Origin of the sequence: Mucilaginibacter aquariorum (assembly GCF_024498135.1) — a bacterium.
GTDB classification, from domain to species: Bacteria; Bacteroidota; Bacteroidia; order Sphingobacteriales; family Sphingobacteriaceae; genus Mucilaginibacter; species Mucilaginibacter aquariorum.
Genome location: NZ_JANHOH010000001.1, coordinates 1,623,714 through 1,646,299 on the forward strand (window position 1 = coordinate 1,623,714; position 22,586 = coordinate 1,646,299).

At 33.1% G+C, this 22,586-nt stretch carries 16 protein-coding genes; 4 read left to right on the forward strand and 12 right to left on the reverse strand.

Annotation, left to right across the window (positions count from 1 at the left end):
• Positions 1–805 precede the first annotated feature (805 nt).
• The 4 genes from NPE20_RS07050 to NPE20_RS07065 all read left to right on the forward strand — a co-directional run bounded on the left by NPE20_RS07050 (position 806) and on the right by NPE20_RS07065 (position 6,551).
• On the forward strand, positions 806–2,899 hold the full coding sequence (locus NPE20_RS07050) for a sigma-54 interaction domain-containing protein (RefSeq protein WP_256537905.1): 2,094 nt from the start codon (positions 806–808) through the stop codon (positions 2,897–2,899).
• Between the two features lie 383 nt (positions 2,900–3,282).
• Positions 3,283–3,867, forward strand: a complete 585-nt coding sequence (locus NPE20_RS07055; RefSeq protein WP_256537906.1) for a DUF417 family protein — start codon at positions 3,283–3,285, stop codon at positions 3,865–3,867.
• A gap of 40 nt (positions 3,868–3,907) precedes the next feature.
• Entirely contained in the window at positions 3,908–4,369 is a 462-nt protein-coding gene (locus NPE20_RS07060; RefSeq protein WP_256537907.1) for a DUF302 domain-containing protein, read from the forward strand.
• A gap of 988 nt (positions 4,370–5,357) precedes the next feature.
• Positions 5,358–6,551: a tyrosine-type recombinase/integrase gene (locus tag NPE20_RS07065; protein ID WP_256537908.1), complete on the forward strand. Its 1,194-nt coding sequence runs from the start codon at positions 5,358–5,360 to the stop codon at positions 6,549–6,551.
• Positions 6,552–6,576: 25 nt separating this feature from the next.
• On the opposite strand, the gene NPE20_RS07070 is transcribed toward NPE20_RS07065, so the two are convergent.
• The 12 genes from NPE20_RS07070 to NPE20_RS07125 form a co-directional block, all read right to left on the reverse strand.
• Positions 6,577–6,795, reverse strand: coding sequence for a DUF4113 domain-containing protein (locus NPE20_RS07070; RefSeq protein ID WP_256537909.1), 219 nt, complete (start codon positions 6,793–6,795; stop codon positions 6,577–6,579).
• A gap of 63 nt (positions 6,796–6,858) precedes the next feature.
• Entirely contained in the window at positions 6,859–6,999 is a 141-nt protein-coding gene (locus NPE20_RS07075; protein WP_256537910.1) for a hypothetical protein, read from the reverse strand.
• Between the two features lie 26 nt (positions 7,000–7,025).
• A complete protein-coding gene (locus tag NPE20_RS07080) occupies positions 7,026–9,200 on the reverse strand; it encodes a KAP family P-loop NTPase fold protein (RefSeq protein WP_256537911.1) in 2,175 nt (724 codons plus the stop codon).
• Positions 9,201–9,207: 7 nt separating this feature from the next.
• Positions 9,208–9,513 carry a hypothetical protein gene (locus NPE20_RS07085; protein ID WP_256537912.1) on the reverse strand — a complete coding sequence of 102 codons (306 nt, stop codon included), beginning with the start codon at positions 9,511–9,513 and terminating at the stop codon, positions 9,208–9,210.
• A gap of 13 nt (positions 9,514–9,526) precedes the next feature.
• Positions 9,527–10,324: a hypothetical protein gene (locus NPE20_RS07090; protein ID WP_256537913.1), complete on the reverse strand. Its 798-nt coding sequence runs from the start codon at positions 10,322–10,324 to the stop codon at positions 9,527–9,529.
• A complete protein-coding gene (locus NPE20_RS07095; RefSeq protein ID WP_256537914.1) occupies positions 10,324–12,057 on the reverse strand; it encodes a DUF262 domain-containing protein in 1,734 nt (577 codons plus the stop codon). Before NPE20_RS07095 ends, NPE20_RS07090 begins: the two co-directional genes overlap by 1 nt.
• An 85-nt stretch (positions 12,058–12,142) precedes the next feature.
• Entirely contained in the window at positions 12,143–12,889 is a 747-nt protein-coding gene (locus NPE20_RS07100; protein WP_256537915.1) for a hypothetical protein, read from the reverse strand.
• A 56-nt stretch (positions 12,890–12,945) separates the two neighbouring features.
• Positions 12,946–14,157 (reverse strand): hypothetical protein, encoded by a 1,212-nt coding sequence (locus NPE20_RS07105; protein WP_256537916.1) that lies wholly within the window; start codon positions 14,155–14,157, stop codon positions 12,946–12,948.
• A gap of 32 nt (positions 14,158–14,189) precedes the next feature.
• Entirely contained in the window at positions 14,190–14,957 is a 768-nt protein-coding gene (locus NPE20_RS07110) for a hypothetical protein (RefSeq protein WP_256537917.1), read from the reverse strand.
• A 38-nt stretch (positions 14,958–14,995) separates the two neighbouring features.
• Positions 14,996–17,191 carry a hypothetical protein gene (locus tag NPE20_RS07115; RefSeq protein WP_256537918.1) on the reverse strand — a complete coding sequence of 732 codons (2,196 nt, stop codon included), beginning with the start codon at positions 17,189–17,191 and terminating at the stop codon, positions 14,996–14,998.
• A gap of 150 nt (positions 17,192–17,341) precedes the next feature.
• On the reverse strand, positions 17,342–18,226 hold the full coding sequence (locus tag NPE20_RS07120; protein WP_256537919.1) for a hypothetical protein: 885 nt from the start codon (positions 18,224–18,226) through the stop codon (positions 17,342–17,344).
• Between the two features lie 443 nt (positions 18,227–18,669).
• Entirely contained in the window at positions 18,670–22,539 is a 3,870-nt protein-coding gene (locus NPE20_RS07125) for an NACHT domain-containing protein (protein ID WP_256537920.1), read from the reverse strand.
• Between the last annotated feature and the right edge of the window lie 47 nt (positions 22,540–22,586).

Below are 22,586 nucleotides of genomic sequence, written 5' to 3' on the forward strand. Positions count from 1 at the left end.
TTTGCGGGTCATAATTGTAAAATCTATTAATTGATAATCGTAATAGTTAACTGCAAATTTATAATGTTGTAAAGCTCTAAACCATCAGGTAGGATTCAAGTTTTATTATGTTCTCCTTTAACTTATTATTATCATTAACGCATTGAAAATTTGTCTGCCTATTTAGGCGGCTATCAAAATGTTAAACATTAGGATTTACAAAAATGAACCGTCAATTTTTAATGTATTCAAGGTTCTAAACGGAGCCGGATGAATATCACCACTAAACAACTTCGCAGCTTTTTTTAAATTACACCATTACATAATTGGCTACTGCCCCCCAACTTTGAAGAGCCATACGCTTACCATTATAATATATCATTATCCAGCATCACAATTCAGTCAACTGACCTATCTCAATATTCGTCGGGTTTTGGTTATTTTATCCGGGAGATATTTTACATTCCTATTAGTCCTTCCATTTGGTTAAGAATATCCTAACTACTACCATATAATACGCTCCATTAAGCTATTTAAAGATGTGTATATGTAAATAGTACCATATATGCGATAAATACCACCATTTTGTTCATTAATCCCAACATACCTTTGAGATGTAATGAAAAGCTTGACTATCAATGGAAAACGCACCGTTTCACAACAACAGGAATATCTCTTGCAGATTAGCAAATTTGGTGCGCATGTAGATATAATGAATATTTCATTTTCAATATATTTTTTTATTAAGCCGATGATTAAAATATGTACAAATACTAAAAATGATTTCCAAGAATAACTATTACCTAACCCCTTAAAATAAAATATTATGATCAATTGTTTAAACGACTTTTTGTCCAGTGAAAACATCTCCGATTCCAAAATACCTGCCGTTCTGAAAGAACTGATAGTCCTGGCTGGTGCTGATTATATCCAGCTGTCTGTAAACAAAGATTCTAAAGGGCAGTTTCAAAACTGTTATAATGCCGCAAAAAAGAACAAGCCTCCACAAGACTTTATCAACGGAATGAAGATTCTTGCAGACGCTGAAAGTGATAGCACCATTCCTTTAGTATTAGGTCCTGGGATGATATCTATCAAAAAATCTCGAAAAATTAAATCCCCCTACCAACAACTAATCTTTGTTCCCGTATACCAAATGCACGTCCGAATCGGTGTTCTGATTATCGGATTTTTAAAAACCAGAGAAGTTATGGACTATGAAGATATTGGAATAGTGGATTGGGACGAATCGACCTACAGCGACAACGAGCTGGAATTTATCAAAGACTTGAACCGTCAGATTTCTATTGCGGTATCGACCATTTTGGCCAAGCGCATGATAATCCAGAGTGAACACGAAAAGTCGAAGCTTCTCAATTTCAGCAATGAGTTAGCTTCAGAGAGAGATATACAAACTTTATGCAAAATACTCAAAAAACAATTTAAGGACCTTTTCTCTATCGGTGATTTTTTGGTAGTTACTGCATTAAGTGAAGATAAAAAGTCTCATCGGGTTATCCTGTATGATCCAGATGCCCCGGTTTCAAAGGACCCATACTTGATCCATGTGATTAACAACTATGTATTATTCCATGAAGAAATTTTTGGCGTGATTTTGAAAAGCGAGGAGCCAGTGTTATTTGACACAAAGAAATGGGCAAATATGAGCATACCACCAATATACGCAAAATTAATTCCGGGATTTGGGATCGATAATATGGTTGGTGCTACTATACGCCGAGGGAATGAACCTATTGGTTTTTTAGCCTTTAAACAAGATAGCCTGCTACCGGTTTCCAGGCAATCGCAACTTTTCAAAAGCATTTGTTCACAGCTGGCAATTATATTGTGCAATATATTGGCTAACCAAAAAGTAGAAAGCCAACTTAAGCAGATTGAACAATATAAGGAGCAACTCGAAGATGAAAGATTCTATCTTAAAGAGGAGATTGCTACGATACACAACTATACCGAGATTATAGGTGCTAGCAACTCCCTTCGTGAAACTTTCCGACTGGTTGAACAGGTTGCCTCATCGGACAGCACAGTGCTCATTCTCGGTGAAACCGGAACTGGAAAAGAACTTATTGCAAGAGCGATACACAACAACTCGACAAGGAAAAACAAACTAATGGTGAAAGTAAATTGTGCTGCGCTGCCTGCAAATCTGATTGAGAGCGAGCTTTTTGGACATGAGCGTGGTAGCTTCACCGGTGCGACAGACCGCCGTTTGGGAAAGTTCGAACTCGCCAATGGTGGAACACTTTTTCTAGATGAGATCGGCGAGATGCCCCTAGACCTACAGGTAAAACTACTTCGTGTTCTCCAGGAGCGGGAGATTGAACGTGTGGGCGGCAGGAATACTATTAAAATTGACATCAGAATTATTGCAGCTACGAACAGGGATTTGGAAAGGGACGTTCACGAAGGACGTTTCCGAAGTGACTTATTTTACCGCCTGAATATCTTCCCCATAACCTTGCCGCCCTTACGGCAGAGAAAGGATGACATTGAGTTGCTTGCTACCCATTTTATCCGCAAGTTCTCCAAAAAAACTGGAAAGGTTATTAATTCCCTTGGAGTTAGGGTTTTGCAGGATTTAAAGGCCTACCCATGGCCTGGAAATATCAGAGAACTTGAGCATTTTATCGAAAGGAGCGTGCTGCTGGCATCAGGAACAGTCATTAAGCAAATTCATTTACCTTCACTCAGTCAGCAAAGTATATCTAAAGCCATGTCGGAAGAGATAAAATTGCAGACAATAGATGAAAACGAGAAGGAACACATTTACCAAATACTTAAGCACTGCCATGGAAGAATTTCGGGCGGCGGAGCCGCTGCCGAAATTCTCGGGGTGCCGCCATCGACCCTCAATTCTAAAATTAAACGGTTGGGAATAGTCAGGGAGCATACAAAATAAACAGATCTGGAGATCGCGGTAAGAATGTTATTTCCTCCCATCCTCGCCATGCGATGAAGTAATGAACCAATTCATAGGAAAAAATGTTTTCAATTTAAAGGTCACACATGATCTCTGTCTTTTTTCCGATGAGGATCGCATTAAAAAAGATGTCTCGTGATAATTTAATTGTTTTATATCACTATTTGTGGTGCCAATCAGCGATATGAAGATAATTAACTTTCCGCTGTTCCTTTGAAAATATGAATATCATATTTGTAAAAACCTGTAACAGATTTACTTAATTAAATTATTAAAATTAAAAAAAGCTGGCTTCACAGTTGTAAAGGAGTAATGGCCAGCAGGGGTTCGTTGGTTGTTGAAATCTATCATTAATCAATAAAATGAAATATTCCCTTATAAACCGAATTGCCAGTTTAGATAGATTTGGAAAGATCATTCTCAGATATGGAATTACGATCGTTTTTCTTTGGATCGGAGGACTAAAATTCTACACCTACGAAGCTGATGGAATTGTTCCATTTGTAGCGAACAGCCCTTTTATGTCGTTTTTTTACAATAACCCAATGGAATATAAACACTATCAAAACAAGGAAGGTGAACTCGTTTCGAAGAATCATGCCTGGCACAAAAGCAATAACACTTACGGCTTTTCAATCGCCTTGGGTTCAATCCTGATATTACTCGGAATTCTCGTTGCCTCCCACCGCTTTATCCCCCTGATCAGTATGTTAGCTAGTATGCTGATTATTCTGATGACAATAGGCACACTCTCATTTCTCGTTACTACGCATGAAAGTTGGGTGCCGCATTCCTCAGACCGGCAATGGGGATTCCCTTTTTTATCGTCAAGAGGACGCTTGGTAGTTAAAGATATAATCATTCTGGGCGGAGCTGTAATCACGATGAGCGAATCAGCGGCGCTTTACCTTTTCCGCCGCTTAAAGCACAAGGCAGGTCCCAATTAGATTTAAGCTTGTTTGATGATGCCAACCCACATTCAAAACCATGAAAAGAAGAGATTTTGTTGAACAGCTTACTTACGCTTCCTGTTTTATTTTTTCACCCTTAAAATATAAATTATATATGAGCCCAATAGATATCAACATTATATCCAGCAGATTTTCTGTTAATGAAACCATTAACAGACTGGTTTCATTTCTCGAGAGAAATAGCGCGACCGTATACGCAAGAATTGATCAGCAAAGGGAGCTCAATAATGTAGGAATTGTAATCGAACCATATCAGGTTATCTTATTTGGAAATCCAAATTCGGGCGGACCAATTTTAGTTATCAACCCGATTGCTGGATTGGACCTACCCCTAAAGATCATCTCGTGGCAAGACAAAGAAAACAAAGTCTGGATTGCCTACAATGACATTTTTCATCTAGCAAAAAAATATGGTATTCCGGTTGATATTACCATACCGCTAGACCTTGGGCCTATAATTGAAAAAGCCATGCAATAGGATATCGTAAGATTGAAGGCAACATTTTTGCACGTAAATGCTACCAAATTGGACATCCCCTCAATTCAAAGCACCACTGAAAAAAGGTTTAATCAATGCCCTAATAAATGATAGCTTTCAAAGCCTGCTTATAATATATCCGCCTCTTGCCCATCCATTTTTAATCATCTAAACATCACCGTTTATCCTTTTTAACACTCCACCATATTCTTACGATGTTAACGGCAGAGTGACAAAAAACATTGATAGTAGCTAGCTAGCGGTTATCTTCGCCCGTTTTATGTTCAAAGCGTTTTTTGCTGCAGAACCTTTCAGCAACAGTAAAACTAAACTCTTCTGTCCCCATAATGACCCAATATGATCCGAAAAATGCATTAATTCATGTTTAATGGTGCCTGCTGACAAAAGTTCGTTTCATTTACGCAGTTAGCTTCTATCTCATCAAATTCTGCTTGGGAAATCTGACAACTTAAAAGGCAGCAAAAATATTGATCAGATGATGGTTTATGATGGTTCAAAGCGAGGAAATAAACGATTTCCGATATGTCCAAAACAATCACTAATTAAAAACAATTTAAAGGTAAAAGCCTGAAATCTTTGTTACACTTTTCCTACACAAAGGGTTATTTTTGAACAGGTATATTAATGTCGCGTGTGATATGTTTATTGAGCTCAACTATTAAATGAGTTGCTTTTTACATGTTCATTATCAAATGACCCACGCTAATTTTAGTTAAATATTTGAAATTTGAATTAGTATGTCTATATTTAACTAACGATTACGAGTCATTATGTATTATTGAATGATTCATTGAGTAATGAAATTTGTTATTTATAAATAGCTGAAAATGTGACGGTTGGAACTATAGTTCAAGACCCTAGCTCTCCGCAAGAATAGATAATAACCTGATATTAAGCAACTTAGCAAAATATCAGGTTTTTTTGTGCCATTTCTGTGCCATTCAACCTATAACACTTATCTTAGGATATGAAAAAGATAGGGTTAAAATATACTTTACCAGTTCTAAGAAAAGGGAAGAAAATCGTATCCGTTCCTAAAGGAAGTACCAAAATCATAGAGCAAGCTAAACAGAGGTGGTTAGTTGAATATTACTATGAAAACCCGGAAACTCTTAAACCTCATCGTATAAGAGAAACTATAAAACTCAATCGAATTAAAGACCCCGTTGAGAAACAAATATTTGCTGATACCTATGTAAAAGAGCTTACTGATTTGCTCAAATCAGGATATAGCCCATTTAGTGATAACAATGATTTAAAAAGTGATATTATTGCAATTTCTTTAAAAGATGCTATAGACCAATGGCTTGAATACCATTTATCTAAGGGTTCAAGAAAAAAATCAATAGGTGATTTTCGTTCAAAAAGCAGTTTCCTTTTAAGTTACTTTAAAGCAGATAAAAAAGTAAAAGATATTACAACCATCGAAATGACCAATATGATGCTTTTTTATGAAAAGGGGCAAAAATGGGTTGGCACCACTTTCAAAAACTCCAGAATAGCTTATGTTAACTTTTTTAATTTTCTTAAACGCATAGGGAAAGTTGATGTTAGCCCAATGGACAACTTTCATGAGAGAAGAAAAATATTAAAATCAACTCGTCACCAAATTTTTTCTGAACAGGATTTTATAAAAATTAAAGATTGGTTATTTAAAAATGACCCTTATGCATTGTATTTTTTGCAGTTACTTTATTATACATGTGCAAGGCCTTCTGAAATCAGAAAACTACCAATCAAATACATAGATGTTATCGAAAAAAAAATAACTATCCCGGCAAGTATAAGCAAGAATAAAAAAACACAAACCATACCATTAGACCCGCAATTAGCAGATATATTTATCGGCTTATCAATAGATAAATTTCCGCCAAATTACATAGTATCCGGGTCAAAAAAGGAAATGATTGGCGATAAAATTTTACCTGAAAAAGAAGTCTACTTACGTATTCAAAAATGTTATGATGATTTAACATTAACTGATAAAGGTTATACTTTATATAGCATAAAACATTACAGCAACGTCCGTAGGTATAGGAATGGTTGGAAACTTGAAGAAATACAAACTATAAATAGACATGCAAGTTTATCTGAAACTGAAAATTATTTGCGAGAATTGATGAAAGATGTAACAGTAACTCGTGCTGCCCCGGTATTTTAACAATACATTTTGTTTTAGTAACACATCATTTTATTAAAATTATAACACTTAATCGTGTTGTGTACTTCGGGCTTAAATTACCTTGTTTCATTCTCCAGTCCGCGCTAGCAGAACGTACAGTATCACCACCGTTTAAGCGGTTTAACCTATCAACTTTCTTAATAATTTCTATTTCTTTTTGTCGGGTATCAACTTGAAATAAAATTTGAGTACCATCGCTATTATGCCTTAAATCAGTCAACATTACTCCAACACGTTTATATAGATAACCCTTCTTATATATAGATAACCCTTCTATAAATTGCTTTCAAGCCTCCAATAGCCCGTTTATCAGATAAGGTGTGTAGTCTGTTGGTACATCACGAACAATGGTTATCTCGGGAAAGTATGGTGCATCTGTTTTGGAAAAATTATTGGTACCAAGCCATACTCTGATTCCTCCGGCCACAAAGTTTTGCCTTCTTAGTATTTCCGCTATATTTCTACCGCTTTGTCAATGTTTAATTCTTTTAAATTACACCAATGGATTGTCTGCATTAATAAGTTCTCTATACTTAAATTTTTACTGGTGCGACTATTTGACCAAACGGGTGTAACTATAGGAATCTTTTTTGATTTCAAGTATTTTTTCAAAATCCTTTTAACAAGTTTTTTATCAATGATTGAGGTTAAATAAACAAAATCCTCCTTTTTCATATCCGATAAATACCCTTCGGGATTCGTGCTACTGGTAATATATGGAGTGAAGGCAACAATCAATGAAACTACATTAGAATCGTCGGTAGTTAGTGCATTTTTTATGTAAATCGCCAACTCTTTTGAATCAAACTTTTTCCATGCTTCCAATACTTTTTGAACAGACATTGGAAATTTTTCAAATAAAGGCATATCACCCGCATCATTTAAAGCTCTGGCAAGTAGTGCCCGGCTTAATAAATCGTGTTGTTCAGGAGTTATTATTTCATCTTTCTCTGGCATAGGTTTGAACCAATAGTGAATATCATAAGCAAAGTCAAAACTTTGCGCATATTTCACCAAATCCAATATAAATGATGTTTGAGCCCCTTTATCAGTGATTTGTTCTGTAATCAATTTTAGAAACGCGACAGCTTGTCTTTGAGGATTTAAAAAAACAAACCAATGAAATTTAGTATTCTCTATAAATTCATTGGAGATATTACAGATTGATAAACCAATTCTTGTTAATTTCTCAAGAGATAAATCATCAATAATAAAACGCATTTTTTTTATCAGGGTTTCATTTGAAGTATTATCAATGAAATACTTCAATTTCTCTGATACTAACTGAAAATCTTCTGATTCAACATTTGAAAGAAAATCATCAAATTCAATATCAGAAATTTCACCTTTTATTACAGAATAGCTGAAATAGCGCTTGAAATAAAACGGTGAGCATATTCTTTTTTCCTTGAACCATTGAATACCATGACCAGAAGTGTTGACGTTATGAAAAGCTTCTCTCAATTGTGGAAACACTGCTTGGAGTAAATTTTTAGCAGCTTCTTTTTGAACAAGGGATAAGTTTTTAGCTAACTCTTCTAATGCTTCTTTAAATGCAGCTTTTTTATTTTCATCATTCTTACGATTGTCTTTATCACTGGAAAAAGAACCTATGAAATAATCGGGGTTACTTTTGATAAATGTATAAAATGCAGGATAAAAAATCTTAATTGATTCAATCAGTAAAAGGTCAATTATGTTAGCTTCACCCTTTAATAAGGGAATCGAAAATGAAATTGTATTAGCATACCTAACCGCAAGCCGGGGCGTATCCAACATGGGCAAAATATTGGTAACAAACTCACTCCCAAAACGGCTTATTTCCTTATCACTGATTTCAACATCACTCTTATTCAATATATCTTCAATCAATTTGAAAATAAAACTTTTAAGCGCATCTGGCTGAGCAAGTGGAATAGTTAAGGGAACCTGTACAATTTTCTCTAAAAAATTTTGTCCGGCTAAATCATTGCCATCACCGAATCTGGAGCTGATTGCAATGGAAACCATTTTCTCATCGAAAGATAATACATAGGTAACATTTGAAAAATCAGCATTTAATTTTACTAATCTCAATATGGAGTGAAGTTCATCTTTATCTAATCTATCAATGTCGTCAATAAACACAACTACTTTTATATCGGCTTTAACTAACGCATCTTCAATTCTTTTCTTCAACGTTTCAACATCAGCACCACCTAATAAATCAGCGACCGCTTTAGCTTTATCACCAACATTTCCTACGAAAGGAGCAGAAAAATTTAAAACACTACTATATTTTTTAATTAGCTTACCAAGCTCTTCAGATTTTGTATTGAGCTTTGTATCTATGGAGTTAGCTAAGTACTGAAAGAATTGTATTAACAGAGAGTTTTCATCGCTAAATCTCCAAGGGTTAAACTTAAGGGTTACAACCTGCTCATGTTTTAGCAACTCTTTTTCAACAAAGTTAATTACTGATGTTTTACCTTCACCCCATGCCCCGTAAATACCAATTACAATACAATCCTTATTTTCTCTTGAAATTATGGTATCTGCAATCCTTTTTGAAAAAGCATACCGTTGAAATTGGTCATCTTCTTCATTAACAATCGGTTTATCGGAGGAAAAATTGCTGCTTTTGGCCATGGGTTAATTATTCATTATGCTCATTCAAAAGCTTTGTAAGCTTTTCAATCATTGGTTTGAAATCCACCCCTAATTCATTATTAGGTGCTATTTTATTTAATACACGAAAATTTTCAAGTGTGTTCTCTAACTGGATTACAAGAAATTCTTCGCTCTGCTTATCATTAAGTTGACCACTATCGACAAAGCTTTGCAGCTTTTCATTTTGCTTCTCTCTCAAATCATATCGAAATAATTGGTTTGCCGGGTTATCTGTTATTAATGCGTTGAAATTATTTTTTATTGCTAAAAGTTGTTCTTCTTTAAGTGCCATTTTATAAGTGTTATTATGAATGTTTTGATAAATTTTTTAACAAATTTTGGAAATCTGCGTCGTCTTCCACCTTGAAATCTGACCAATGTTTTAAGCAATATTCAATCATAAAACTAATCACATTTATGGCTTGACCAACTTGTCTTAAAATTTCCGGCTTGTTTTCCGGGTCATATTGCCGATGAATCAAGGGTAAACTCAAAACCCCTAAATGCTCATATTTTGAAAAGAAATAATATAAATCGTAACCTTTAATAACCAAGGCTTCAGAAATGTTATCCGCATGATTCTTTATTAAGTATTCGGCTATATCGCCTATAGTAACTCTAAATGGCTTAAATTTAAAGTTACCATCTCTATCAAAAAATTCCGAGTAATCTTTTTTGATTTTTTTAGTTTCCTCGTTTATTTTTTCTTCTGAATAGCCCCATATCTTTCTCCCGTATTTACCCAAATTCATTAACCCGTACTTGAGATGGTCGGTATATAAAGTCATGATATTTTTAAGAATATCCTCATTAGATTTTGTGTCTTTATTGATAACATATAAAGTTGTTAAGGAATCTGAAATAAGCGTTCTCAAAATTAAAAATAGACTATCCAAGTGCCTTTCTGTTTGATTAAAATTATATACAAACAATTGACAGCTATCTAAACCACTATTAAGCTTGTAAAGTACCGTGTATAAAAACCTCTTATGTTCAGTTTTAATATCATTTTTAGCCAAAATAAGGTCAATATAGTTAAGGTTTACATAGTTTGTAAATGCTATTAAATCTTTATATAAATACTTTTGCGGTTCATTTTCCATTATATACCAAAACCCAGGTTTATTTGATTTAGAACACTTAGTTGATTTTTCTTTACATCATTGAGGTTCCAAGTGGGAAACTGATTAAATACTCTTATAGAATTACTAAAAAGCTCAATGTTGTGCTTAAAATATTTTTCCTTTTTATCAGTATAATCCTTATTGCTTTGAGACGAATTTTTCCTTCTGGATATTAGAACAAGGTTACCTAATTTATTAGTCCACTCAATTCTTTCATCATCAGTAAAATCAACCTTCCACTGACTGCTGTCAACTGGTGTTTGTGGCAAGATGTGTTCTATGCTTATCGTTTCCGGCATCTCCAGCTTGGTAGTATGACCGTGGTATAATAGGTCTAATTTTAGCAGAACATATCGTGCAGCCCTTTTACCATAAACATTGCCTGAAAATACTGTTTTAAGCTCTGCTGATTCAATTTTCAAAGCCGGGTTAATAATAACTTCTCCAGTCGTTGTAGAATCATCTATAGCCTGGATAATGGCGTTTACATTTTCAATACGAATGGTAGGTGTGTAACCAAGTAACCAATCGTGAGCAAACTTATTATCTAAAGCTTTGATGAATCCAATCAAGTTTTCTGACTTATACTTATCGTAGTATCTGAGTAAAGGAGCAATCCAAAAATCTGCTTCAAATCCTTTCTCCATTAAATGAAGATAGTTATGAACCTCGAAGCTACTGGTAAGATTATAATTATCATTATCAAACAACTGTTCATAATGCTTTTTATACCTATCAATAAACTTGAACGTATCTTCGCCCTTATTTAAGAGAGCAGGCATTTTAGTATAGGTTTTGGTGTTTCTATCGTAAACTTTAGGGTTGTAAATATTGTCTTCAAATTCTTTTAGTAGACTTACTGTAGCTTTTTGTTTAACAAGAATCGTTCGGAGATAGGAAAGAAAAGCATCAAAATCTTCACCAAAATAAGTTTCTGTTTCTTCCCATTTCTTAGCCAAGTCCATCCTAACTGTTGCGTTAGTGATTTGACCAAGGTTTTCTGCTTTAAGAATATCGCTGTTTCTTAATTTAACACCACGGTTATTCATGATTGTAAACATTCTGAATGCATCTTCAAGCTGTTCAGCAGAAACATAAATCATCAATACATTGGAGCGTAAATATTTATAAAACGCATTTACATCATTCTCAATAAAGTATTCATGAATCTTAACAATTGCGTTAGCCATATTTCTTATGGAGGTATCTTCATAAGAATTATTTGCTTTCTCTAACAATTCTGTTTTTTTCTTGGTGCCACCTTCATCCTTAACAAATTCGTTTATGAAATCCTTTACTTGACTTCTAATATCAAAAACGATTCTAATTCTCTCCGGGATATTATCATCATCATTTGCTATTTGGAAAATAGCTTCACGAGAGGACTGTAATCTTGCTGTACTGGTTGGTGGTGTTAAATCTCTAATTACTGCTGTAATTAAAAATAGTGTAGTTAGCCTTTGCTGACCATCTAATAAATCATATTCGGTATACTTAGTTCCACCTTCAATCTTTTCTTTTTTCTGAAGAACCATTGAACCAAGGAAATAATCAGAATCAGGATTAGACGTGCAGGCCTGCATAATGTCATCTAATAGTTCACTTATTTGGTCATTCTGCCAAACATAAGGCCGTTGGTATTCAGGGATGCGGAACCATTTAGTAAATACTTCTCTAACAAGTAATTTTTCACTCTCTATTTTTTGTGTCATTGGACGTTATGATGATTTTAGGTTATAGTTTTTTAAGAATCAAAGGATAGCCGGGGTGATAATTCCATTAATTGATGGGTTTTTATTATGGAATGAAGCTTTTTAAATAAGTTATTGTGTTAGCCAATTTCTGTTGAACCGTATGATGTTCAACAGATTTATTGTATTCTCCAAAATTTCTTGCAATTTGCTTACTAACATTTTGAAAAGCTGCTTCAGGTAAATCGCCTTTTACTAATCTCAAAGCATATTCTTCTTCTTGGCTTTCTATTGGTTCTTTATAAGGCACCATATATTTTTTGGCTACCTCTTTGAGTATTTCCTCTGGATTTAATTCCTTTGAAATTATTTCTTCAATTACGGAGCTATCTATAACCGTTCCTGCCCAATGTTGCCGTTCGGCTTTCAAATAAGCTTCAATTATACCCTTTCCATAAAAAGAGTTGATATTGTATATACCACCGCCGCCATTTTGTTGCCGAAAATCAACATGAGTTACTTCACCATACACAATAGCTCCTTTAAGCGGAAAAGTAAATTCTATGCAATGGTAATTAAATGTAAATGCAACTCTTAATATTTCTCTCAATGATTCTTCTGAATCATCATTTGTCCAAAAAACAACTGTGTCTGAAAAGTTCATACAATTGATGTTAGATTCATCAATATCAGGAATAAAACCTCTACGAGTTTCAATGGTCTTACCTTTACTCAATGCAATCTCGATATCCCTGAAATTATTATTCATTATCTGGTGTTGAAATTCCAAATCGTTTTTTTCAATAAAGTCTTTAAAACCGAGATAGTCAAAATAGGCAATGAATCTTTTCATAGGGCTGTGATTTAGCTGAACTCTTGACAATCAACAATTCATGTAATAGGTATCTTTTAAGGTTTTGGAAAATGAAAAAACATAAATTCAATCTGAATGGTGTTTTTTAAGTCAGATGGCAATGAAAACTGATAACTTATTGAAGAACTGTAAGTATCTGTAAGAAATCTATTAAAATTGGGGTGCTTTATAATTTCAGTTCTAAATGTTTCAATAATAGAAGAAAAATCTTTTTGGTTAACAAAAGTCATTACGGCTGTTTTAGAATCCCTATGGGTTAAATACCCCAATAACTGGTCGACTGCCTCAAACATCATTTTTTGTCCTTTCCAAAACTTACACTCTGCTACAAATAAATTGCTCCCATCTTTGGCATGTTTTAATAGAATATCTGTTTTACCTTTTTTATTAAACGCCTCGCCAACACCTGTGGTTGAATCATACCTTGTCTCTAAGAAGAGAAGAAAAATATCTCTTAAATCTTCTTCATGCTTATTTAAATACAATGAGGGCTTTCGTTCAATCGCTCTTCCAACATTATAAAGCACTTCCTTTATATCCTGATATACTTTGTCCTGTAAGATTGGTACTGTAGCTTTATCGAGATTTCTTTGTGTTTCTAATACAGGCGTTGGAATCTGTTTTTTTGTAACTGGAGACGGGGTTAAGTACTCATCTGATTTCGGATTAACTTTTAACCCGATTTTCTCCATAAAATCAAATTTTTGAGCAACAGTTCTTGTTCTATTATTAATTAATGATGATACGGCACTATCTAACTGATTGTTATATAATGTAACTTCTGCATTAATTGTATTGAGGTTAACCGATAGCTTTCCTTTAAATTTTGATACTTCTGCATGGAATTTATTTGCATCTAATTCCTCCAAAACAATCCAAAAAACTACGGAATTAACATTTATTTGAAATTTGTTGTCAAAATATACTATTGTTGAAGTTGATGGTTTGCAATCAAAAAGCTGCTTGTTACCCGTGAATGGAATTTCAACTTTTATTTCATACACCTTTTGCTTATATATATCATCAAAAACGCTCCTTTTCTCAATATAGGTTTCAGTTGGTTTTGATGGAACAGGCTCTTCCAGATTTAACAGCTCAATAGTAAACTGTTCAATAAAACTTGCAGTAAGTTTTATTGTATCTGATTCCTCTGTTATTTCAAGGGTATTAATTTTCGATATTAAATTTTTTCTATGAGTTTCAATAAATTCTGATAAAAAATATTTATTATTAATATGACCTGCCATGATTATAGTGAAAGATTAATAGTTTGGTCTGATTAAAACCAATTTGTTGAATCTGGTAAAATTGTTTTTATTCTTTTAATTAACTCATCTTTTAAATTAGAATAACCTTCTGTGTTTGGCAAATACTTTAATACCCTATGATGCCTTAAGTCAGAGGGTACATCGTCAATAGATTGTGATATTGGAATTACAGTTTTACCTAATGTATGTGCTATCCCAACTTCATAAAACACATTTGGGTTTTTATTAGTAAAATCAGCTATTACAATTTTACTTGTAAATATCAGCTCGAATATATCTTGTATAAAAGTAGAGTTAACCCAAATGTCGTCTGCCTTCTTGCATTCCAAGTTTAGCTCTGTACAAGCAGCCTTAACAGTTTCAAACGTATCATTAAGGCTAAATGGAAGCATAACTGAAACTAACTTTTGATTTTGAGGCTTATCTGGAACTTGAAAAACATAAGGAGAAAATGAAATTATTTTCTTTGGTACCTCAACATGGCCGGTGGAAACGAACTCGGACACTTCAGGGCTACCATTTTTCTTTGAGATGAAATCTTTAATATCTTGCAAGTTTTCAGGGGCAGCATCAACTATCTTAGTTAACACTTCGAGCACATTGCCTTTGTAGTCATCATCTCCCCAACCTAAGCTTCTGAGTAGTCTGCCATGGCCTTCAATTAATTGGTTCTCCCCAACTATGTACCCAAGCTCTATCCAATCACTTTGGTCGAATATAGCCTCAATTTGGTTTGCTAATTCTAATATTGCGCGAGCTTTCTCTCTGTTTGTTGACATTCCGAATAAGGTTTAAGATTAGGTGAATATATTAAATCTTAATTATTACTCATTGCGAAAAATGAGCATTTAATATTATAGTTATCAGTCGAAGTATTTATATCGCCTATTCCCACCCATATTTTTGCTTTTACTTGATGAAGTTTGTATAAACAATAATGGTATAGTTTTTCATCAAGTTGGGTCTGATTGCTTGCTGTCATGAAGGTAATACCAACCCCACCACCATCTTTAGATGAGCAAATAGAGCAATCATGTAGGTCGCCGTCTTCTGAAAATTGTTTTTTCACCTTATGAACATTATCTATCAGCGTTCTAATAGAATCACTGTTAAACTCTAAAAATTCACTCATTATTTTAACACGATGCTGAATTTTAGACGCTTCAATTGCATTTAGTAGGGCAATAAAATCTTCTGGATGAAATGACTTTACTTTAGGTGTAAATTGTTCTTTATGCCCAAACTTATACATGTAATAATCATTAATTTCATCTGTCTGGTTATCAAAACTTAATACATTTATGTTACCTTCTTCAGCCCTTCTAAGAGAATTTTCTATGTATAAACCATTTGCCAAATAGTAACCCATTAAGTCAATTTCTTCAAAAACATAAACTTTTTGAACCTCTAAAAATCTTTTACGTCGTTTTAAATAATGAAGAAAAAATACCGGGTGCTCAAAATGGTCGACCATCACAATCAAATCATAAATGCTTAGAATTAACGGAAACTGATGTTCATCAAAATATTCCAAATCATTATTAACTTTTAGTAGAGGCGTGATATTACCAATGGGTTCTAAAGTAAGACTGACCAAAACGAACTCATCGTATTGAGTTGGGTCAAAATCAATTGATTGATTTTTCTTGTTACGAAAACTTGCGTTCTCAGAGTTTTTAATAAAATTTATTGTGCGCTGTCCTTGTAAAGTTGCATCTCTAATAAGTTCCTTTAAATGATTTTCAGTTCGTTCATAACTGCCGTCCTTGGCCTTATTTGTAATCCTACTCCCTTTAGCTTCTATTACAAACAATGTTGTATCATATCCTATTAGTCCATCAGCCTCACACCTTTTTCCATCAGGTAAGGTATAATATAAATTTGATGGATAAATTTGAGCGTTAGGCATCATAGTGCTCAATAATTCTATACTAAAACTTAATAGATAATCATGTTTGATATCTTTAAATTTATTTGAAAGCTTAGTATACTGCTTGAAGTAATCTTCTATAGTCGGTTCTACAGCCCAAGTTAACAGCGAAAATGATGGAATTATATACTTATCATTTTTTTTTATAACTGGTTTGGTTCTTAAGATTGTAAGCGCTCCAAGTATTTCTATGTTTTCTTTTATTGAACCAAATTCACAAGCAAAGGGCTTTAAAAAATTTTCAGCGATTTCTACGCTAACTTGACAGTGATTAGCTAAATCTCCGGCAGTAAAAGCATAAATCGAACTCAAATTGTAATATATCTCATTCATATAATGATAAAGCAGAATGTTTTTTAGCTTCTTAGAAGAAAATGGTTTAAGCTGATTCAAATCACCAACAGAGAGCAAACCATCAAAGGTAACGCTACCTGTATTTCTAAATTTCAGTACTTCAAGCCTGGCTATTTCTGTTTTATCATGTGCGCTATCGAGAGCAATTTTAATTCGATTTTGAAAAAGCTTAATTAAGCTTTTTCTGATTACTAAACTATCATTTATATCAAAACCGAACTGTTTTTTAATCTCTGGATTAAGCTCTTTAAATAGTTGTTCAACTATCATATAATGGTGCTCAATCAATCCCGGATTTCTAACCACAATTTCATCTCGGTTTAGCTTATTGGTAATTCGCTGAAGTGTTGTTTCTTCCCCTAATCTATTGTTGGAATGATTTAAAGAAAACATACCAAAATATTGTGCTGCTACATCTTGAAGCTCTTTTAGTTTTTCATTAATATTTTCAGTTGTGATTTCACATTTATCAATATAACCTATTTTGAGGCATAGGATACTTACTAATTCTGCTATAACAGCCATTCGCCCATCGTTGTAGTCCGAATATCTACGAGTGTCTCTTAAGTGATTATAGTGGCTTATATTTGATATCAGCTGTAAGCTTTCAAACTTAGTAGCTTTATCCTTTAAGTCTTCTAATAATGACCCCATTTTTTGAGGAAGGTTCTCAAACACTTCATTAATCCTTCTTTGACCTTCTTCTATACTAATTTCGGGTTGCTTCATTATATTTAGTAAAATTTTATAATAAATAAGGTGTTGGTTATTTGTTCTTTTATTGATATAGCTGAATACCTGTAAACCTCATTCAATAAATTTATAGGGCATAATATCAATCTGATAGGGGTTTTTAAATGCCCCGTAACTTGGTATTGTTTAGTCAATTCCAAGCTCTTTATGTATTGCGTGCCATTCTTTTCTAAATTCAATCTTTTCCAATGCTGCTTTTCGCCTTTCTTTAGATAAACATTGAATACAGGTTGGATATTGAATGCCTTTGTAATGTTCTCTACATTTTGGACATAATTCAATATTGTTTATGTCAAAGTTAAATGCACATTTTTTACAAGCAGTAATTGTATCTTCAAAAGAAAGATATTTTATGGTGTCATCTAAATACAGTAAAAATGCTTCCTTCCCAATTATTTCAGATTGTATGTTTTTCACCATTTTTCTTTGAAACCAATACTTTACATTGGATAAATTATGATTGTTTTTCCACTTATCTTTTGAGATAAAACATTTGTCACGAACATCAAGAGCTTCTTCATTTTCATAAAAAATAGCAATGAGTTCATCCACAGATTTATAAATAGGTTTATCAAATTCGTGTCGGCATTGTACGCAAAGGTATTGTGGAAGTTTTCTCACTCTCTTATTAGGTCGGTTATCTCCACAATTTGGACACAAAGTAATAGGGACATAATCATAGTTTTTTATTACGTGTTCACTAAATTCACGTTTACCAACGATGGCGTTAGAACCAATGAAAGTTTGAGTGTGTTTTTTAGTTACCTCTCGTTCGTAATCATTATATTTTTGGGGGTGGGAAAGATGTTGTAATGTTAAAGTTTCTTTGCTGCCACATATTTCGCATTTGTCTTTAATTATTTCACTTCGTCTTTCTTTCCAATCTTTTGTATGCCATGCCCGTTTCCCTTCTTCAAAATCATTCCAATATAAATCTTTTGCATACTCTAACGCAATCTTTCCATTAGCCAACTTTTCTTTTAATTCGATAAGCTCGTTATATGTCAACATATAATTTACTGTTAATTTGATTTCTGCTTAGGTGTAGTTATAAATTGTCTGCTCTAATATGCTGCTGAACGTGTATTCATAAAAATACACTAAAATTAGGTATACTTCGATGAGTGAAGGTTTACCAAGCTATTATCTTTGAAAAACTTAATCTTCGGGAATTACACATAGATTAAAAGTATAAACCTAAAACCATGAAGATTTTAAATGTATGTTATTGGTAGATATCCCTTGGATACAAATTGTTGGTTAGTAAAATCAGAACCTTAATAAAAAAAATATGGCTGATTATAGCAAGAGACGAAAAATTGAATTACTAAACCAGTATTAAAAAGCATCTTTTTGGATTGATTTTGACGCCTTTTTCGATACCAAATTTGGCCTCTATATTCTTAATTTAGCGTTACATAAAGTTGTCTCCATTTCTAAAAAATTAGGCGACTTTAAATTTTTAAATAAGATATTCTTACTGCCATAGGTCGATTTAAGTTCCGAGCGGGATTGATTGCAGGTAAAAAATTGACTTTATCATTTATCTTAGGAATGTAATCAGAAAAGGCATATTTGAAATAAAAATCCTCTTTGAGATGATTTGAAGAGTCGGAAATAAATCCCTCTTGTTTTTCATGGTTTACTTTCACAACCTGCCCTATTGAAAAATTTATACTGCCCGCTATCAACGAAATATCTTCCAGTTTATGGAGGAAAAAGTTATCTTCTATAAATATTAAGTCATTGACCTTAAATTCAAGAACATTTCCCAACCTTTTGTTGAACTGTCGAATTTTATTGCTTCTTACGTCATAAATATTTACAGTTCTTTCTAATGACTCATATACCACGCCAAATTGGAAATTAGATAATTGATTAATAAATAGGTATTTTAAACCTAAAGAAGAAACGAAAGCCTCAACATTGTTTTCCGCAAAATCCCGCTCGAATAATCTTAGAATGTGCTTATTGGTTTTGATTATCTCAGGATGGTAAATTTGTGGCTTTAATAAATTTACTGGAATCCCTTGTAATATCATTATTCCCGAAGTAGGACTATTACTTTCAATTTGAGATATCTCTACTATATCATATTTGATATTGAATTCGCTTGTATCCTCGATAAAATGATAATCAACCCCAAAAAACTTCCAATCGAAAATGCCATTGATAGAAACTTTATATAGACTTTTATGAGCGTTAATCTCATATTTTTCTTGTTGCTCTTTTAATATAAAAAAAATCTTTTTTGCCTTACGAGACAATTTAAAATGGGTATACTCGTAGACCACTTGTTTTCCATTTAATTCACATTCGACATTACCTGTTATAGGAAGGAGATTTACATAGGTCAACAAATCTGTGTGACCTACTACAATACATTTTTCTCCTTTTATATAATGAGGTGCAATGTTTTTTATTTGAATAATATTATCGTTGAAAGAATAATTTCTGCCGATTAAAACCTTATCAGCATCTTCTCCTTTAACCTTGAAATGACTCTTGGTAAGGTTTGAATAATTAAAGCAAATCGTATTTGGAATATCCGAAACAAAGAAGTTTTGAATGTCGAGAGGAAGTTTTACAAAAGTGTAGTTTTGGAGCAAAACAACTATTGAAGCATAGCCTTTTGGATTATCTGCAAAAAGCGCCTTTGAAAGCTTGAAAAAATGGTCATCGTAGCCAAAATCTATGAGTACCCTTGCAAAAAAATATATCAGATTATTGTTTATACCACTGTTAATTATTTCTTTTAAAACTATCATCCTCGCACTATCTAAATGAATATGATAACGAATAAGTGTATTCAAAACTTTTTCGTTGTCACTAGAAGTAGATAAATTAATAGGGTAGCTATTTAAATATTTAATATCAAGCCTTACTAATTGAAGAAATATTTTGAAATCCTTATCTCGCTCATACAACTCTAATAATTCATTTTCGCTTTGTTTATTCAATAACCTATTTTCAAGTTTACGTAAGTTATTTACAACGTATGATGAGCCAAAAAAACGTATGCTTAAATTTTTAAGGACATCATAGAAAGGCTGAAAATCCGGTATTTCCGCTATCATTATTTTGGACAGTGAATCAAAGGAATCTAAGTGTGTGAATTTAAAAACATTTGACTTTCTATCACTACTGTTGACCCACAAATCCAGCCATTCATAATCAAACGTGATATAACGATATATTTTTTCCGAATTGATACAACCAATGGTAGCAAACAGTGTCTCTATAGGAAGAATTTCAGTTCCATCAATCTGATAAAAGTACTTCCAAAGCTTGCAAAGATTTAACACGTATGTTTCGGCTACTTCATAAATTGAGGGATATATTTTTTTTAAAGAAAAGGCAATTTTTGCACCTAACGACACATTGTCGCCAACGTCGTCGGCGTTTAACTTATTTATTGATTTATGGACTGGTGATTTTGAACCTAAATAAATACTTTCAAAAAATTTGAGTGTGTAGTTTTCATTTGAGAGTAATTCGCTACACATCACAATTGTATCAAAAAACCGAGGGTTGTTTATATCTAAATCGAAGTTAAAATCTATCTCAAATTTTTGCTTCAATTTTAAAGCAGCAAAATATTCTTGGTATGTTTCATGATAAAACGTTATTTCATCATCATCACTTTTTTTAAGAATAAGTGAACTGATAGAATCCTTATAAAAATCTAAAATTCCAACCTTATTCGTATACAGTGGTAAATAACTGCCGATTAAGTGTTTGAACTTAGATACAGGCATGCTAACCGTATCCCCATTTCTCATATCCCATGCGACATTTGCCAAAACATCAATTTTTAGAAGACTATCAATTGTGCTTCCTTTAAGATTTTCGAGATTAAGAATTGTATCAATAAAGCTTTTGAATAATAGTCCCCTATTTGCCGGAAAATCACCTCTATTGCCAACTGCAATCAGCATCTTTAACGTTAAAGGGTTATAAGATAATTGTAGTAGATTTTTACTTTTATCAATATTCCTTAACAAAGATTCGCTTGCGTTTTTGGCATACCTATTTATGAAGGTTTTAATTTGTTCATAATCTAATTGCTTCAATTCAAAAACAGGAAGTCCAAATGAATTTTTAAAAAACATTTTTCGTTCTGAAAGAACAAAACAGTTCTTGTCATTTTGATTAATGAGGTCAGAAATTTCCTTGTAAGCATCGACCTTGTATCGTTCAGGAATCTCATTTAAACCATCCAACAACAATTGTACTTTACCATTTTCTATTGCGTTACAAAACCAATCATAGTCAATTTTTTTAGAAATTATTTGTGCAAAAGTTTTGGTCGGTCTGTACTCGCCACCGTGGATATAAAAAGGGAATTTTTTATCAATGTCTCCATTATTTAGTATTTCAATTGCGCCGTCAATAAGAACTTTAAGAAGTACTGTAGACTTTCCTGAACCGGCTTCACCAATTAGATGTAAGCGAGGGTGTTTTTTAACAATTGAAAGTATGTTGTCGACTATTTGCTCTTCTGGAATTAATTCCCCCTCGGATATTTTATCAAAATCATCTAAGCTTTGATAATCAAGCAAATTGTCGATTAAAATTCGTTCATCAATCACAGATTTTGCTAAAACATCAATGTCTTTATTGATTTCTTCACCTATTAACTCAACATAAACTGAGTTTAGTCCCTTGCTTTTGTCTGACCCAACAATTCTTTTGAGGTACTGGTATTCTGGAAACACAGATTGTTTTAGTAAAAGCTGATTGTCTTCAGTTATTAATAAATAACCACTGATGGCGATATTGGCTAACTGTATGACTTCCGCTCTTTGATATGATACAGCGTTATGAACATTGTTTCTTAAATCATTTCTTATGAAATCAAAAATGGTTATTCTATCACCCGTATAATTAATTAAAGGAATTGGTAATTTAATTGGTTTGCAGTTTTTTTGAGGAGCAATTTTACCAGCGGTAAGATTAGCAAACATTGTTTCCTTCAACCCTTTCGAACTTGCATCACCGTTCCATAAAACAGTTAGCCCATATCGATAAAATCCTATTAGTTTTAGATATGCTTCAAGGTTCGTCGCTAAACCTTCAACCGCCTGTGGTAAAGTATTGAAATCCGCTTCTATGATTATTTTTAAGTGTTCATAAAATTTGGCACCTACCGATTTTAAACGAGGTTCACTTATTGGGCTGTCAAATACTTTTAAAAGAATATCTAATAACCTGTTTAAATCAGTAAATACATAACTCGTCTTTGCTTGATTCGGTAGCGAAACACTTGACACTTCTACCGAAATATATCGTCTTATATTATCGTGTAAGGAGTTTAGGGACATGTAGTATAAAGTTTACTAACCACTAAAATTAGAAAAATTTCTAATTG

Bases quoted from the DNA above. Each gene is read 5' to 3' on its own strand.
- NPE20_RS07125 (WP_256537920.1), bottom strand. From the start codon at position 22,539: ATGTCCCTAAACTCCTTACACGATAATATAAGACGATATATTTCGGTA.
- NPE20_RS07110 (WP_256537917.1), bottom strand. From the start codon at position 14,957: ATGTCAACAAACAGAGAGAAAGCTCGCGCAATATTAGAATTAGCAAAC.
- NPE20_RS07085 (WP_256537912.1), bottom strand. From the start codon at position 9,513: ATGGCACTTAAAGAAGAACAACTTTTAGCAATAAAAAATAATTTCAAC.
- NPE20_RS07060 (WP_256537907.1), top strand. From the start codon at position 3,908: ATGAAAAGAAGAGATTTTGTTGAACAGCTTACTTACGCTTCCTGTTTT.
- NPE20_RS07080 (WP_256537911.1), bottom strand. From the start codon at position 9,200: ATGGCCAAAAGCAGCAATTTTTCCTCCGATAAACCGATTGTTAATGAA.
- NPE20_RS07095 (WP_256537914.1), bottom strand. From the start codon at position 12,057: ATGACACAAAAAATAGAGAGTGAAAAATTACTTGTTAGAGAAGTATTT.
- NPE20_RS07065 (WP_256537908.1), top strand. From the start codon at position 5,358: ATGAAAAAGATAGGGTTAAAATATACTTTACCAGTTCTAAGAAAAGGG.
- NPE20_RS07050 (WP_256537905.1), top strand. From the start codon at position 806: ATGATCAATTGTTTAAACGACTTTTTGTCCAGTGAAAACATCTCCGAT.
- NPE20_RS07070 (WP_256537909.1), bottom strand. From the start codon at position 6,795: ATGTTGACTGATTTAAGGCATAATAGCGATGGTACTCAAATTTTATTT.
- NPE20_RS07100 (WP_256537915.1), bottom strand. From the start codon at position 12,889: ATGAAAAGATTCATTGCCTATTTTGACTATCTCGGTTTTAAAGACTTT.
- NPE20_RS07120 (WP_256537919.1), bottom strand. From the start codon at position 18,226: ATGTTGACATATAACGAGCTTATCGAATTAAAAGAAAAGTTGGCTAAT.
- NPE20_RS07105 (WP_256537916.1), bottom strand. From the start codon at position 14,157: ATGGCAGGTCATATTAATAATAAATATTTTTTATCAGAATTTATTGAA.
- NPE20_RS07115 (WP_256537918.1), bottom strand. From the start codon at position 17,191: ATGAAGCAACCCGAAATTAGTATAGAAGAAGGTCAAAGAAGGATTAAT.
- NPE20_RS07090 (WP_256537913.1), bottom strand. From the start codon at position 10,324: ATGGAAAATGAACCGCAAAAGTATTTATATAAAGATTTAATAGCATTT.
- NPE20_RS07055 (WP_256537906.1), top strand. From the start codon at position 3,283: ATGAAATATTCCCTTATAAACCGAATTGCCAGTTTAGATAGATTTGGA.